Here is a 13,303-nt window from a genome sequence, read left to right as displayed (position 1 = left end):
CTTTTGTTGGACAACAGAGAGCGCCCGATTCCGCTTAATCAGCCATGTGCAGCTACAGATACATCTTCCCATGCTTTCCAGGTGTCAAGTTTTTCCTGGTACACACGTTTTGTTTTACTGTAACCAACTTTGCCTAAGAAGAGGCGTAAGGGCGGATTTTCTGCATCAATCAATTTTAGAATGGCAGGTACGGTAGCTTCAGGTTTGCCATAGTCATCAGACTGCAGGCCTTCCGCTGTAGCAAGGCTGGCTTTGATATTGTCGTACGCAGCAATAGCTTTGCTCTGCACTGCTGATGCACCACCAAAATCGGTAGTGTAGCCGTTAGGTTCTATTAGCGTTACATTAATGCCAAATTCGGCTACCTCACTAGCCAGGGCTTCACTAAAGCCTTCCACAGCAAATTTGGTGGCATTGTAAATTCCCAATGTTGGCAACGACCAAACGCCCAGAACGCTCGACAGTTGAATAATGTGACCATGACGCTGTTCACGGAAAATGGGCAGAGCTGCTTGTGTAATCCACAATGTACCGAAGACATTGGCATTAAATACATCTTTGGTTTCCTGCTCGCTTGCTTCTTCAACTGCGCCAAATACACCATATCCTGCATTGTTAATGACCACATCCAGACTTCCAAAATGACGATGCGCTTTATTTACCGCCTCAATGGCTGCCTCACGGTCGGTTATGTCTAAGGCAATTGGTAAAAAGCTGTCACCGTATATATCGCTCAGATCCTGTAGTCCGCTGATGTTACGCGAAGTTGCAGCTACTTTATCGCCACGTTTTAAAAAGGCCTCTGCCCAAAGTTTTCCAAATCCTCTAGATGCTCCTGTGATGAAAATTGTCTTGCTCATGATTGTAATATTTTTTTTGTTGTTTTTGATATTTCAAAGGTGGGCTGATTTACGTGGGATAAATAACCCGTTTGTCGGGAAGAATAGCACAGATTTACGAAAGCCTTAATTATCCTCTTTCTTTCTAGATATTGATATAGGACGGCAACCTAATGGTCTTTTCCAGGCCCCTACAAGGGGATTCAAGAATAAAGCAACCGTAGCAGGTAATCTGGATACTCACCGAGATAGCTCTATCACTATTTCTGATAACAAAGCAACACCTTGTTCAGTAAACGCATAAGAGGTTTTCGTGTGCCGTCCCATTCAAGTACTATGACTTTTCCCTTTAAAGATTCCAGACCTTGTTCAAGCTTACCCTGCCTGTAACATTCTTACAATTTTTGAAGGAGGAGCAAGTTCTCCTAGGCAGATATAAAACCATTCAGTTCAATTTTTGTATCTTTGAAATAAGTACCTTAGGATATGGAAGCGTTAAGCAAAGTCGATGAACTACTTAAGAATTTAACAAATCTACATGAGCTTGGAAGACAAAGAGCTTTCGAATTGGGCAATCCTTACTACTCCGAACGGAACGCTGACGGGGGGTACCTTCGAAAAGAGCTACCAACGGGGGAAATATTTTTAGCCTTGGTAGATTATAAGTATGATGAGAATGGCTATCCCGTTGAGGTGATTGATACCTATCTAGCGCCTATTAATGAGCACCCCTGAACTTGTTTTTGTTACAGGACCTAATGCTGTCGGGAAATCCAGTTTTATACGTTCCCGTATATCTCAACTGGAAACCTTCGACATTTTAATGACTGATGTGTTTAAGGGAAGGATCTTTGAACTATTCGACAAATCCATTAAACACAGGCGAGACATTATACTGGAAACCGTTTTCAATGACCCCAAATTCTCGAAGCTGGTAGATAAAGCGAAGGATGCAGGTTACTTCACTCAACAAGTTCAGCTTTTTCTTGACTCGCCCAATAAATCTCTTGATCGTGCGAATAGAAGAAGGATTTTAGAAAATGGACTAGCGATCTCGAAAGACACAGTATTGATTAACTTTAATGAAAACTTCAAGAACTTCTCGCATTATTACTTTTACTTCGATCGAACTGACCTAATATATAATGGTGGATTGAATGAGGCAGAAAATTTGATAACATTTAAGGGTATGGAACTGCTTCGCTACCAGAGCAATGACTTTAACTTCATTAAAAGATTTGCTGAATACTCATTTCAGCAAGATAGGATGGATAAAGCGACTTTTGATATTATAATGAGCAATCAAAGCTTTTCCAATATTAGTGAAAAGATTGAGCCGGAAGGAAATTTGCAAAGACGGTTTAAACTATAGCATTATTTAGGACTTTATCTTTATTTTCTTGGCAAAAGCTTAAGGTCAGAGAGAGGAGTAAATAAGAGCCAGGCAAGCTAAAGTTCACTCCAGTTCCCTTCTATAGAAACATAAAGTCTTCGGAGAAGCTCCAAAGAAAACCTAGTGTTCATGCTCCGGATAAATTTCTATTTCTACATTCTGATCGCCGTACTGAAAACTCATCTTTGAGCTCTCCACTTCACTCAAATCGAACTCCATCTCTTTTGCAAGAGCAATAAATTCCTCCTTGTCCACATACCATTTAAGGAAAAAGCTTGGTGAGATCATATACCCTCCTAACTGGTAGGGATTAATTGGCTTAAATCCGCCTTCGGCTTTATCCTGCTGGTTCCAATAGTCAAGATATTCAGTTAAATCCTTTTTATTCATGAATTTTTAGTAATAAAGTTTGTCTTCCTAAATTAAAAACTAGTTTCCACGAGAAAAATGACCTTAAACACTAATGTCGAATTGAAGTAGCTGATCCATCCCACGGATGATCTCATCCACCTTTGCCATCCTGGCCCTTAACGCTGCAGGTTTGCAACACAATTTTTTACCTAAAAAAACGCTTTTCTTTCATCTTTCCCTTGCCTCACCAACTCAGGATTGATAAATGTTCTAGCCTTAGTCATTCTATAAGTAATTAGTTTAAGTCATTAATATATCAGTTTTCCTAGCAACTGTTTGGACTAAAAGGACACTTTCTCTACATTTGCGTAACCAGTTACGTAATCGTATGAATATTTTTTTTAGTAACGCTGGCCCAGCTGCAATTGGAAGCCGCTTAAGATTACTTACAGATAGAATCTCCAGTGATGCCGAGGAGATCTACAAATTATACCAGGTGCCGATACAGCCCAAATGGTATCCGGTATTTTTCATATTAGCCTCAGAGGGTAGTAAAAGTGTCACCGCTTTAGCGAAAGATATAGGCCACAGCCATCCCTCGGTAAGCAAGATTGTGCGGGAGATGTCGAAGGCCGGTTTGGTAAAAGAAACAAAGGATAAAAATGATGGCCGCCGCAATATGATAAAGCTGACTGAAAAAGGCAGAAAAATCATTGAACCTATGCAATCGCAGTACCTTGACGTAGGGCAAGCGGTTAATGAGCTTTTATCGCAATCCACCTGCGATTTGTGGAAAGCCATTGAGGAATGTGAGTACCTCCTTGATCAAAAATCCCTTTTCGACCGGGTAAAAGAAGTTCAAAAGAAACGTGAAAGTGCTAAAGTAAAGATCGTTGATTATAAGCCTGAATATGCTTCTGTCTTTCGAAGCTTAAATGAAGAATGGATAACTAAGTACTTTAAGATGGAAGCCTCAGATCATAAAGCACTAGATAATCCCGATGAAAGCATCATTCAAAAAGGTGGCTATATCTTAGTAGCGCTCTATGACGATTTACCAATGGGTGTATGTGCATTACTTAAAATGCAGGAAGGAGATTGCGATTTCGAATTAGCGAAAATGGCAGTTTCGCCGGAGGCTCAGGGCAAGAATATTGGATGGCTCCTGGGACAAGCGGCATTGCACAAAGCCAGAGAACTTGGCGCCAGAAAGATCTACCTGGAAAGTAATACCATTTTGAAGCCCGCTATTTCACTTTATCAAAAACTTGGTTTTAAGAAAGTAACGGGAGCACCCTCTCCCTACGAGCGGTGCAATATTCAAATGGAAGTTGAACTTTAAGTTCTTCCTTCTACTCATGGTGCTACACTTATTTATGCGCAGGGGAAATGCTATCAATCTTTCCTGAAATATCCGGTCCTGGCTTGTAAAGCAGATACGATGCCAGGTTACAAAAAGGGTACTGGCAACGAAGCCGGCTGCAAAAGTTTTTTAAAACTCAAACAAAACATCATTCTCTTCATCGTGCCACCACAAAACCCCATCTCGCTTAATATAACGTATGAAACCATCCCCGAACCAGATTTTATTGTCTTTTCGGGTTTTGGAAAAACAAAATGCCAGGGTATAAAACACTATAGCGTTCAACCCTGGCATCTCCATTACTCTTGTTAAGCTCTTGAGCTCATTTAGATTCTTCTGCTTTTGTTCTTCTAACATTATAATCATTTCGACATCGTCCATCTCAAGTTCCATATATCTACTCATCCCTTCAATGTAATCTGTTGCTATATGCAGGGCTAGCTCATTCAATTCATCATCTGTCGGCTCTCGCCAAAAAGCCTTGACATATTGCTCAGCCTCAAAATCTGATAAAATAGTATCTACAGAATTTCTATTCTCGGGTAGGTTGTCCATCTCGGATAGGTTTAATTATATAAGCTTAATTTCAAGGCTAAACCGAATAAGAAAAATGATTTAAAACACAAAAGCCGAACTTAATTAGAACGGCTTTCTTTCCATCATCTCTCCTATTTAAAGATACACCTCGACCTCTTAAAGCGACTATCAGCTGAGCTTTGCAACGATCTCTCGCTCAAGAATAGATTGGTCAATTAACTAATTCCGGACATTTGGAAAAGGCTTCATCTATTACTAAATCAATTGTTTTAATCAGATCCTGCCGCTGTTCTGGCGTCCGGCTGCCGGCACTAAAACCAAGGAAACCATATGGAGCTTCCGGAAGGCTAAAGAAATCTATTGAACTGAATACCATGGCCATAGCTGCTCCAATTTCAACAGTTGAATTTGAGAAAAAAGGATTTACAATGTCTAGTACCAGGGAGGCTGCATTTTCTCTGGTCTCAATAATAATACTAAATAAGGGGGCACTAGTACGAACCTGTTCCCGAATAATATCTCGCCATTCTTCACTTTCAAAAATGAAATTGAGCCGTTCAACCATCAATGATTTCAGGAATTCCTTTACCTCTTTGCTTGAGTTAATATTAAAATCTGGCTTCCTCAATTTTCCAAGTTGCTTAAACCAGAAATCCTGACTTTGGATATATGCCTTTTTGAGCTCATCCAGGTTCTTGTAATAGTTTTCAAAAGTTGATTTGCTAATTTTTGCCTCAGCTATCAGCATTTCAACCGTTAAACTCTGCCAGCCCAACTTTTTAATTAAAGTTCTTGCAGCCTCCAGGATCGTCTTTCGCGTAACTTCTTGATTAACCATGTCTTAATTTTATTCTTTTATTAAAGTTAGACAGGGGTGAAACAAAAAAATAGGACTTGGGTCACTTTTTAGAAATTAAATTAACGAGAGGTTAATAATATATTAAGAGGGTATTATTAATAATGAAGAGATATAAATAATAGCAAGGAAAGGCCATACGGTGTTCGAGGTCCTATATAACAGCAACTGCTAAGAGCTATAAGAAAAATTGATAGTATGGTTTTGTTTAGCATGAATCCTTGATGAAAATCGCAGCAAATTTGAAGAACGAGTCAGATCCAGGAACAGGTTAAGATCCGGCAAAATACAAGTGGCAACGGTCCACACATCCAATAAATATCATGGATTATTCTCTAGAAACGACATCCAGTTTACCATACTCAATCTTCCTTACTGAGTCAATATAATTATTCAACTCCTTGCTATCATAGAAATCCAGGGCTTTCATCAAGTATAACTTATCAGAGGGCTCGTAGGCATTATATTCCTTTGAGGGAATTAAATAACCCTTATTCTTTCACAGAAGTTTCAAGAAACGATTCAATATCTGATGTTTTGATAACTACAGTTGCGGTACGGGAGAACCTGGCAATATTGATCCCCATGAATTTACCGTCGCTTGTGAAGATTGGGCTCCCACACTCTTCCGCCCGCACGGCAATATCATGAACAAAAATATTTTTGAAGCCGTCACAACGCGTACTACTTCCTCCTGGGAATTTGCCTGCAGGGTGCGACGTTTCAGGCACTTTTTTCATGGTTATTACTTTAACCATGTTCGCCCCATTTCTCTCCAAATTGATTTTTACATCATCCCCCGGGATATATTCCCCTAATGTTCTCCCATAATCAATAGGGGCAGTCATGGGAACACCTCCTATTTCCAGAATTTTATCTCCTAATTGCAGCCCTCCTGTTTCAGCCGGACTACCCGGGTAAATACTTGACAATTCAACTTTACTGTTTCTAAAAACAGCGTTGGCGCCAAAGTATCCTCTGCTGAACATTAAGGGTAGATCGAATACTCCACTGCTTAAAACACCCGTCATTACCTTATTTGCTGCTAACTGAGCAGATAATATTGCTCCGGTCTTAAGTTCCACTTGATCTGATGAAGCTGGAGGCAGTGCTGAAATGGACTTATGTAAACTCCCCTTAATCTTTAATAATACCAGGTCTTTATCCTTATCCCTGGCTACGATACTAAAGTTATTTTTTCTACCAGCGGCAAGAATATATCCCTTATCACCCACTTCAGAACTTTTGCTTAGGACGTACAAGGATCCTTTAAATTGAATAACTGTTCCCAGAATAGATACCTCGTTCCCGTGGTCAAAAGTACGGATACTAACCACACTTGTTTTGCGCTTAGAAGCTGTTAAAGCCTTAAGCTCTGTCATGGTAAGAATGGCATCTTTCAAAGGATCTGTTCCAATGCTATCTAAGGTTGAGGGTAATGTTTCGTAATCTTTAACTTCATTCAGGGCAGTCCAGTACTTTCTATAGAGATCGACCGGCACCTCGTAGTTATCTTTCTCCAGAGTATCAATTCTGCTATGTAATGCGATTACCCGGCCTAAATAATCGAAAAGCGGGCCACCGGAGTCCCCCGGTTCCATTTTGCAAGTAGAACGAAGAAATCCATAATGAAGTTGAGTATCTGCAATTACGCCAAATCTTATTGTTGGAAAAAGCTGATTCAGCTTCTCCGGATAAGCTATACTTAAGCAAGGCTCATCAGGTTTAAGAGATCCGGACCAGGCCATTTCTGCGAAGGGATATTTTCCTTTCGGTTGAATTTTAATCATTCCCATATCGGGGCGATTGGCATCATTTGCCATCCCTATTCGTCCGTGTGCCACCCCTAACACTTCCAACCCATCCGGAAACAAAATTTTATAGGTATTTCCGGGTTTGATCGTATGTGCAACGGTAAGAACATGGCCCTCTGAGGTAACTACTACTCCGCTAAATTGAGCGCTATTCTGTTGTTTTGAAACCGTATCAAAGCCCCAGATCCTTACACTCGCAGGTCTGGCCTTTTCAATAGCTTTGTAAATTACACTTTGAATATCACCCGTCTGTGCTTTTACAATAGCAGCATTGCTGAGTTGTAAAAAAACAAAAACTAACGAAAAAAGAAGTTTCTCAGCAGCAAGCATTAGTTTAATTAGCAGATTGGCCAGTTACAAACATAACAACAACACCAGTTTATACCTTGGACATGTAAGCATTAATGTTGGACAATCGACTCTTTTATCTAATTGTAGGTTGAATTATTCCGATTTACAGAAGCTGTTACCCTCCTCTACTCCATTGTCCAGCCCATTTTCCTCATATCCATATCCTCATCTTCATCCTCATAATAATTAATCTCCCTGTTTAGCTCTAATATCTCGTTTATACCCTCCATCAGTAGCTGAACATTTGCATCTTCCGATGCTAATTCTAGTTTGCCATCGAAGAAATAATCGTCAAAAAGACTGATAGCTGATTCCGGAACTTCTTCAGTTTGATGGGCCAGTTGCCAGGTGGCAAGAAAAGCGTTAAGAAGTTCGCCGTAGACAAAGCGTTGGGCGTTCAGGTAAACACCAAGATCTGGAAGTTCGTTTTCTTCCTCAGGGTCTTCTTCCGATTCAAGCTCCTTAGATAATTCCAACTCTTCTTCAGAAAGTGCGTTCAGGTTAACCAGAGAGGCTTGTATTTCGAAAAGAGATTCAATGATCTTTACAAAGCCAGCAACAGCCTCGCTTTCTAAAGCCCACAAGATGTCCAGATCCCCTGGTATTTCGTCTCCTACTTCGAAGATCTTGTGCATATCGGATAGCTCGCCCTTCTCTCCGATCCTCAAACCGTAGGCATAAAGCTCGTTTACGAAGTATTGAAGATCTTGATGGATATTAATTAAGTGCTGGCGGTAATTAAAATCTTGCATAAGGATTTTTGAAATGTAATTATAATTTAAATAAAAAACACTAGCTAAGCTGATGAAACAAAAGGGGAAGTAGCTAGCACCTCCCCTCTTCCAAACTCTATTTTCCCTTTTTCCTTTTGCGGTCTTCGTACACTTGCATCAGGTACTCGTGAGAATAATAATCACGACCGCCAATTTTAGAACCAAGCAGAATTCCACTCTGCTTCATTCGCCAAAGTGTAGTGTCGCTTATGCCAAGAAGGGTCTTTACATAATTGTCGTCTTTCAACTCTTCTTTATTAACTTTTTTAGGTTTGAAGAAGTCTTCAAAAAATTTGCGGATCTCTTTGAGCACCTGAAGTTGCTCTGTCATTAGGGATTGAATTTTTAATTCATTTAACATGTTATTAGGGGTTTAAACTGAAAATGATTTTTCCGGGCAGAATACACATACCGGAAAAAATTGCGAATAATTATTTGGTGGTAATGCCTAGGACAAAGGTTTAGGAGCGTTAATAAAGCGGAGACAATAAAGAAGAAAACCTTTATCAGTTCATTACGTGTACTTTTTCTAAGGATAGTATGAAAACTATCACGTTTTTCTCAACCTGGCGGGCTCCTTAATCTTTCAAAACCAGATTTAGTAAAATTTCTCATCATAAAACCTCCTTTTGTTGTTATCTGTCCAAAATAGCCCAGCTTTTTTCGCAAAGTGGTGACATACAGCAATAAATTATTCAACACTTCCCCTTTTATTAACATTTCTTTAAACACCTTCTTAACCAGAGGCTTAAAGGGTTCTCTTCGGCAAGTCTTTTACCTCTTTTCGGGATGGGTTTAAGACCGATTCGGAAACCCTACGACTCTTGGACGAATCTCGGCCGAGTCTTGGCCGACTTTAGTAAAAGAAAAGAAAAAGAACTGCAAAAGACTAGTAAAAGAAAAGGTAAACAACAGTAAAAGCCTTCCCGAACCGATCCCGAATCAGTCTTAGCAAACAGTAAAAGAAAAGACGAATAACAGACGAAGCTGAGGGATTTTAACCTGCCTTTCATTTCAAATCCTTTCAATTTCTTTCAAATCCTTTCAAATCCTTTCACTCATTTTTCGATCGCTGGAATAGCCCTTAACATTGCTTCATCAAAACAGAAAATACCGGTATCCATACGTTTTGAGCGATAATTCACAAAAAGGTAAAACTTTAAATTTTTAAAAAAATGGCAGAATTTAATAATGGAGCAAATGGCTCATTCAGTGGTAAAGTTGGAAGTGTGGTAGGCAGTAACTGGCGGGAAATAAATTACATCCGCGGAATTGCAAAACGTAGTAAAAAAGACCCCAGTCAGGGCCAGATCGAACAGCAAATGAAGTTCGCGATGATGGTCGCCTTCCTGGGTCAGGTGAAAGATCTGTTGAACCTGGGATTTGCCGGTGGCAAAACAGGGCGCGCAACAGCCTACAACCTGGCGGTACAATACAATCTCACAAATGCTATCGCAGGTGTCTATCCTGAATTCAGCATTGATTATTCTAAGGTGCTACTCAGTAAGGGAACGCTTAATTTACCGGGAGCTGCAACGCTAACTGCAGATACAGCAGGACAGGTTAGTGCAAGCTGGGATCCTACACCAAACGAGTTCAATGGCAGCGTATCCGACAAGGTTACGGTTATCCTCTATAACAGTATTAAAAAACTGTTTATGAGTAACAGTCTTAGCCCTGCACTAAGAGGTGATGGAACGATCGATATTGAGGTTCCGGCTACCTATGCAGGAGATACTCTTCATGGTTATATCTTCCTTACTTCCCCGGAGAAAGGAAGACTTTCCAACTCGTATTACATGGGCGAGGTGACTGTACTTTAATTAATCATAGCGGGCCTCAGCGGCCCGCTCTTTTCTCATCATTAATCCTTTAAAATCTATGGCAATACTACGTAACTTAAAAAAGATGCTGTTTTCCGGAAGGATCGGCGATATAGTAGGCTGCAACGGCAGTAAGAGAAGCTACATCAGAAGTGCTCCCAGGAAAAAGCAACAGGAGTTTAGCCTTCTGCAACTGGCCTCACACCGAAAGATGGCCATGGCCTCGGCCTTGCTAAGTCCCATCAGAAGTCTGCTGGAAGAAAGTATTACTCGCAAAAGCAAAACTTTTTCCAGCGGCTATGGAGCAGCCATGTCGCAGCTACTTAAGAACGGGTTCAAAGGCCAGTACCCGGATCTGGAGATCAATTATCCAGAACTGATGTTTAGCTCTGGCTCTCTTGCCAGAACAAGGACAGCAATGCAATTACTGGAAAACTTTACCGTCAGAGTGGAATGGGATATCGAGCTGGATTACAATCCTGAAGGAGCAGCAGAAGAGGTAGCCGTATTGATCTATTCGCCCGATAAGAACGAATATGCAATTGAGCGAAATATCGGAGAACGGATAGACCGGGTGGCGAATTTCTACATTCCTGAAGCCTTCAGGAATCAAAAATTACATTACTATTTCTTTTTCCATGATAGGGCATTCAAAAAGGCGTCGGCCACACACTATCTGGGATTCACTTCTTAATACCAACAATAAGAAAAAGATGAATTTATTACTTAAAAAAGAGTACGCTATGCTAGGCCTATCGTATCTCATATTCCTTGCCTTTCCCTGGTTGATCAGAGAAATTGATGTAACCTCTGCGCCCCTGGATCCGGGCATATTGAGTGCTGTCTTTGTGGCTATCCTTGGCGTACTAACGTTCAAGGCTGTTACCTGGATCCTCATCCGGTCTATCTGGCCCGACTTTGCCGAATATGCACAGTTCGACCTGTTCTTAGACTTCCTGGGATTAAAGGAGCTCCACAAAGTGCTTATCTTCCTGGGCTTTTACCTAATACTGCTGCTGAGTTTTGTTTTCACGCTTGCAGCCCTCGTTTAACCTCAGCAGTAAGGAAAATATGATCAAAATATTAACCTATATCCTGCCCCTTCTTCTCCTTTCGCAGGTCTCTCGCATCACCAACTTTAATAAGGAGCAAAAAGCAGTTCGAGGCAGAAAAGACCTGAGGGCTATATACACAGCCGAGATTGGAGTAAAGGAGAAAAGTGGCAAAAATGATGGCGTACGGGTAGAAGAGTACCTGGCTTATGCCGGATTAAAAAGAGGGTCTCCCTGGTGCGCCAGTTTTGTTTGCTGGGCTCTGGGAAAGGCAGGAATCCCGAACCCAAGATCAGGTTATAGCCCTTCCCTTTTTCCTAAATCCAAGCAGATCTGGATCCGCGGAAGCCCATTTCCCAAAAAGCTATTGATTGGAGATGTTTTCGGACTTTACTTTCCCGAGAAGGGCAGAATTGCTCATGTAGGCTTCGTTGATCGGATACAAAGTAATATGCTCATTTCTGTAGAAGGCAATACCAACGAAGCCGGTAGTCGCGAAGGAGATGGCGTGTTCAGAAAAAGGAGATTGCTTAGCAGTATCTATTGCATTTCCAGGTGGCAGTAAACAATGTACCCCGGCTTTAATTAACAGAATTTGAACAATTAAAATTAACAGAATGAAAAATCAAAATACCTTAAGTTTAAGTACCCGCCTAAGCTCCCCCTGTCCTCCCTTCTTTCAGAAGTTAAGGAATGCGGGTTTAGTGCTAGCAGCAATTAGTGGAGCTATATTGACTGCACCTATAAGTTTACCGGCGGCGGTGATTACAGTTGCCGGGTACCTGGCAACAGCAGGAGTAGTAGCGTCTGCAGTTTCAGCGGCAACGGTGAAGCGAGAGTCAGACTAGAAATTTTTAAATGTTACTACTTGTTGAAGAAGGCCCGAAAGGGCTTTCTTTTTTTAAAGAAATTATTTGATGTCACCAGTCTTGCAAAAATAGCGGACTAAATTAGTTCCATGAATTATCACTATGACTATACATCCTATTTTTGTAAGACTCACAGAACTTACCTCTATCTCAACTGAAACTAAAACCTCTCTTGTAGCCAGCTTTATCAGACAAGTGTATTCCCCCAACCAAATCCTGCTTGGAGGAGGGCAAAAAGCAGGATCAATCTATTTTGTAGAAAAAGGGCTGCTTCGTTCTTACTACCTGCAGAAATCAAATGAAATTACAAGAGAGTTCTTTACCGATAATGATTTTCTGATACCAGGTAACTTTTTTAGCAGAGGTGTTTCATCAGATTACGTTGAAGTTATGGACCGGAGTATAGTACACCAAATCAGCTATGAAGACCTGATGCTGGTGATAAAAGACTACCCTGAACTGAACCAAGGTATTAGGGAACTGCTGGAGTACCGGTATGAACGAGTACAGCAGCGAGATCAGTTCCTGAGGATCAACTCAGCGGCTGAGAGATACCGGCTATTCCGGTTGCAATCCAGATTTATATCGGATCGTGCAACGTTGCCTATGCTTTCCTCCTACCTGAACATGTCGAGGAAACACCTCAGCAGGATTAAGAATCAGGAAATCTTTCGCAAATAGGTAGAACTAACCACGCATTTGCTCCATCCCTCAACCTTATTCTTCTTTGCATCCCGCGACTTTCGACCCTTTACTTCCCGCCTCAGCTGATCTAATTTTAGAGTAAAGATCATCGGCTATGGAAATCGAATACAAGATCCTAAACAGAGCAAGGCTTGGTTATATATCTTCCGATCTGGTTACTACCACTTGCTACCTATTGTTAATTTTAGTCTATACCTATTCCTCATTAAGTAAACTACAGAATTTCGAGGAAACACAACGGCAAATGCTAAACCAACCTGTTCCGGAATCGATTGCTGGAATACTTGCCTGGTTTATCCCGGCCGTTGAATTGCTAACTGTAATCCTTCTGTTCTTTCCCAGTACAAGAAAGCTGGGATTCAAGCTCTCAACTGTACTCCTGCTCGTGTTTACTTTCTATGTCGTAATGGCTCTCCTTGACCTACTGGGTGATACAGCATGCACCTGTGGCGGTCTTATCTCCTATCTTTCCTGGGACGCTCATTTACTATTTAACATAACGCTTCTCATCCTATCCATCGCCGGCTTACTGATTAAAGAAAGGAGGTCAAGACAGTAATTCCAACACAGAAGAAGC

Annotated in this window: 17 protein-coding genes; 10 read left to right on the top strand and 7 right to left on the bottom strand. The window is 41.0% G+C overall.

Translation table 11 applies throughout. From position 1 onward, the window contains the following. Window positions 1-38: 38 nt before the first annotated feature. The gene (locus tag J4N25_RS23480; protein WP_207424332.1) at window positions 39-860 is read right to left on the bottom strand and encodes an SDR family NAD(P)-dependent oxidoreductase; all 822 of its coding nucleotides are present in this window, start codon (window positions 858-860) and stop codon (window positions 39-41) included. 465 nt (window positions 861-1,325) lie between these two features. On the opposite strand from J4N25_RS23480, the gene J4N25_RS23475 reads away from it, so the two are divergent. Both J4N25_RS23475 and J4N25_RS23470 read left to right on the top strand, forming a co-directional pair. After that, window positions 1,326-1,574, top strand: a complete 249-nt coding sequence (locus J4N25_RS23475) for a hypothetical protein (RefSeq protein ID WP_207424331.1) — start codon at window positions 1,326-1,328, stop codon at window positions 1,572-1,574. Beyond that, the gene (locus tag J4N25_RS23470; RefSeq protein ID WP_207424330.1) at window positions 1,561-2,211 is read left to right on the top strand and encodes a zeta toxin family protein; all 651 of its coding nucleotides are present in this window, start codon (window positions 1,561-1,563) and stop codon (window positions 2,209-2,211) included. The genes J4N25_RS23475 and J4N25_RS23470 overlap by 14 nt, the downstream gene beginning before the upstream one ends. A gap of 141 nt (window positions 2,212-2,352) precedes the next feature. Here the strand turns inward: J4N25_RS23470 and J4N25_RS23465 are convergent, their stop codons facing one another. Further along, window positions 2,353-2,622, bottom strand: coding sequence for a hypothetical protein (locus tag J4N25_RS23465; protein WP_207424329.1), 270 nt, complete (start codon window positions 2,620-2,622; stop codon window positions 2,353-2,355). Between the two features lie 349 nt (window positions 2,623-2,971). On the opposite strand from J4N25_RS23465, the gene J4N25_RS23460 reads away from it, so the two are divergent. Further along, the gene (locus tag J4N25_RS23460; protein ID WP_207424328.1) at window positions 2,972-3,925 is read left to right on the top strand and encodes a bifunctional helix-turn-helix transcriptional regulator/GNAT family N-acetyltransferase; all 954 of its coding nucleotides are present in this window, start codon (window positions 2,972-2,974) and stop codon (window positions 3,923-3,925) included. A gap of 150 nt (window positions 3,926-4,075) precedes the next feature. On the opposite strand, the gene J4N25_RS23455 is transcribed toward J4N25_RS23460, so the two are convergent. The 5 genes from J4N25_RS23455 to J4N25_RS23435 all read right to left on the bottom strand — a co-directional run bounded on the left by J4N25_RS23455 (window position 4,076) and on the right by J4N25_RS23435 (window position 8,608). Further along, window positions 4,076-4,501, bottom strand: coding sequence for a hypothetical protein (locus J4N25_RS23455; protein ID WP_207424327.1), 426 nt, complete (start codon window positions 4,499-4,501; stop codon window positions 4,076-4,078). A gap of 193 nt (window positions 4,502-4,694) precedes the next feature. Then, window positions 4,695-5,321 (bottom strand): TetR/AcrR family transcriptional regulator, encoded by a 627-nt coding sequence (locus tag J4N25_RS23450; RefSeq protein ID WP_207424326.1) that lies wholly within the window; start codon window positions 5,319-5,321, stop codon window positions 4,695-4,697. 509 nt (window positions 5,322-5,830) lie between these two features. Further along, complete coding sequence (locus tag J4N25_RS23445; RefSeq protein ID WP_207424325.1) at window positions 5,831-7,483, bottom strand: trypsin-like peptidase domain-containing protein; 1,653 nt, start codon at window positions 7,481-7,483, stop codon at window positions 5,831-5,833. 146 nt (window positions 7,484-7,629) lie between these two features. Further along, window positions 7,630-8,256: a hypothetical protein gene (locus J4N25_RS23440; protein ID WP_207424324.1), complete on the bottom strand. Its 627-nt coding sequence runs from the start codon at window positions 8,254-8,256 to the stop codon at window positions 7,630-7,632. Between the two features lie 97 nt (window positions 8,257-8,353). Next, on the bottom strand, window positions 8,354-8,608 hold the full coding sequence (locus J4N25_RS23435; RefSeq protein ID WP_207424323.1) for a hypothetical protein: 255 nt from the start codon (window positions 8,606-8,608) through the stop codon (window positions 8,354-8,356). An 844-nt stretch (window positions 8,609-9,452) separates the two neighbouring features. Between J4N25_RS23435 and J4N25_RS23430 the strand changes: the two genes are divergently transcribed. The 7 genes from J4N25_RS23430 to J4N25_RS23400 all read left to right on the top strand — a co-directional run bounded on the left by J4N25_RS23430 (window position 9,453) and on the right by J4N25_RS23400 (window position 13,285). Further along, window positions 9,453-10,100: a DUF6266 family protein gene (locus J4N25_RS23430; RefSeq protein WP_207424322.1), complete on the top strand. Its 648-nt coding sequence runs from the start codon at window positions 9,453-9,455 to the stop codon at window positions 10,098-10,100. 58 nt (window positions 10,101-10,158) lie between these two features. Beyond that, entirely contained in the window at window positions 10,159-10,794 is a 636-nt protein-coding gene (locus tag J4N25_RS23425; RefSeq protein WP_207424321.1) for a DUF6266 family protein, read from the top strand. A gap of 19 nt (window positions 10,795-10,813) precedes the next feature. Beyond that, entirely contained in the window at window positions 10,814-11,152 is a 339-nt protein-coding gene (locus J4N25_RS23420; RefSeq protein ID WP_207424320.1) for a hypothetical protein, read from the top strand. A 19-nt stretch (window positions 11,153-11,171) separates the two neighbouring features. Continuing rightward, window positions 11,172-11,717: a C40 family peptidase gene (locus J4N25_RS23415; protein WP_242696003.1), complete on the top strand. Its 546-nt coding sequence runs from the start codon at window positions 11,172-11,174 to the stop codon at window positions 11,715-11,717. A gap of 52 nt (window positions 11,718-11,769) precedes the next feature. Beyond that, entirely contained in the window at window positions 11,770-12,000 is a 231-nt protein-coding gene (locus J4N25_RS23410) for a hypothetical protein (RefSeq protein WP_207424319.1), read from the top strand. Between the two features lie 123 nt (window positions 12,001-12,123). Next, entirely contained in the window at window positions 12,124-12,702 is a 579-nt protein-coding gene (locus J4N25_RS23405) for a Crp/Fnr family transcriptional regulator (RefSeq protein WP_207424318.1), read from the top strand. A gap of 118 nt (window positions 12,703-12,820) precedes the next feature. Further along, on the top strand, window positions 12,821-13,285 hold the full coding sequence (locus tag J4N25_RS23400) for a MauE/DoxX family redox-associated membrane protein (RefSeq protein ID WP_207424317.1): 465 nt from the start codon (window positions 12,821-12,823) through the stop codon (window positions 13,283-13,285). Window positions 13,286-13,303 lie beyond the last annotated feature (18 nt).

This window comes from Desertivirga brevis (assembly GCF_017355835.1).
This window is presented reverse-complemented; position numbering and strand designations above follow the sequence as displayed.

Coding starts and splice junctions, on each gene's coding strand:
- J4N25_RS23480 (WP_207424332.1), bottom strand. CDS start 860: ATGAGCAAGACAATTTTCATCACAGGAGCATCTAGAGGATTTGGAAAA.
- J4N25_RS23475 (WP_207424331.1), top strand. CDS start 1,326: ATGGAAGCGTTAAGCAAAGTCGATGAACTACTTAAGAATTTAACAAAT.
- J4N25_RS23470 (WP_207424330.1), top strand. CDS start 1,561: ATGAGCACCCCTGAACTTGTTTTTGTTACAGGACCTAATGCTGTCGGG.
- J4N25_RS23465 (WP_207424329.1), bottom strand. CDS start 2,622: ATGAATAAAAAGGATTTAACTGAATATCTTGACTATTGGAACCAGCAG.
- J4N25_RS23460 (WP_207424328.1), top strand. CDS start 2,972: ATGAATATTTTTTTTAGTAACGCTGGCCCAGCTGCAATTGGAAGCCGC.
- J4N25_RS23455 (WP_207424327.1), bottom strand. CDS start 4,501: ATGGACAACCTACCCGAGAATAGAAATTCTGTAGATACTATTTTATCA.
- J4N25_RS23450 (WP_207424326.1), bottom strand. CDS start 5,321: ATGGTTAATCAAGAAGTTACGCGAAAGACGATCCTGGAGGCTGCAAGA.
- J4N25_RS23445 (WP_207424325.1), bottom strand. CDS start 7,483: ATGCTTGCTGCTGAGAAACTTCTTTTTTCGTTAGTTTTTGTTTTTTTA.
- J4N25_RS23440 (WP_207424324.1), bottom strand. CDS start 8,256: ATGCAAGATTTTAATTACCGCCAGCACTTAATTAATATCCATCAAGAT.
- J4N25_RS23435 (WP_207424323.1), bottom strand. CDS start 8,608: ATGACAGAGCAACTTCAGGTGCTCAAAGAGATCCGCAAATTTTTTGAA.
- J4N25_RS23430 (WP_207424322.1), top strand. CDS start 9,453: ATGGCAGAATTTAATAATGGAGCAAATGGCTCATTCAGTGGTAAAGTT.
- J4N25_RS23425 (WP_207424321.1), top strand. CDS start 10,159: ATGGCAATACTACGTAACTTAAAAAAGATGCTGTTTTCCGGAAGGATC.
- J4N25_RS23420 (WP_207424320.1), top strand. CDS start 10,814: ATGAATTTATTACTTAAAAAAGAGTACGCTATGCTAGGCCTATCGTAT.
- J4N25_RS23415 (WP_242696003.1), top strand. CDS start 11,172: ATGATCAAAATATTAACCTATATCCTGCCCCTTCTTCTCCTTTCGCAG.
- J4N25_RS23410 (WP_207424319.1), top strand. CDS start 11,770: ATGAAAAATCAAAATACCTTAAGTTTAAGTACCCGCCTAAGCTCCCCC.
- J4N25_RS23405 (WP_207424318.1), top strand. CDS start 12,124: ATGACTATACATCCTATTTTTGTAAGACTCACAGAACTTACCTCTATC.
- J4N25_RS23400 (WP_207424317.1), top strand. CDS start 12,821: ATGGAAATCGAATACAAGATCCTAAACAGAGCAAGGCTTGGTTATATA.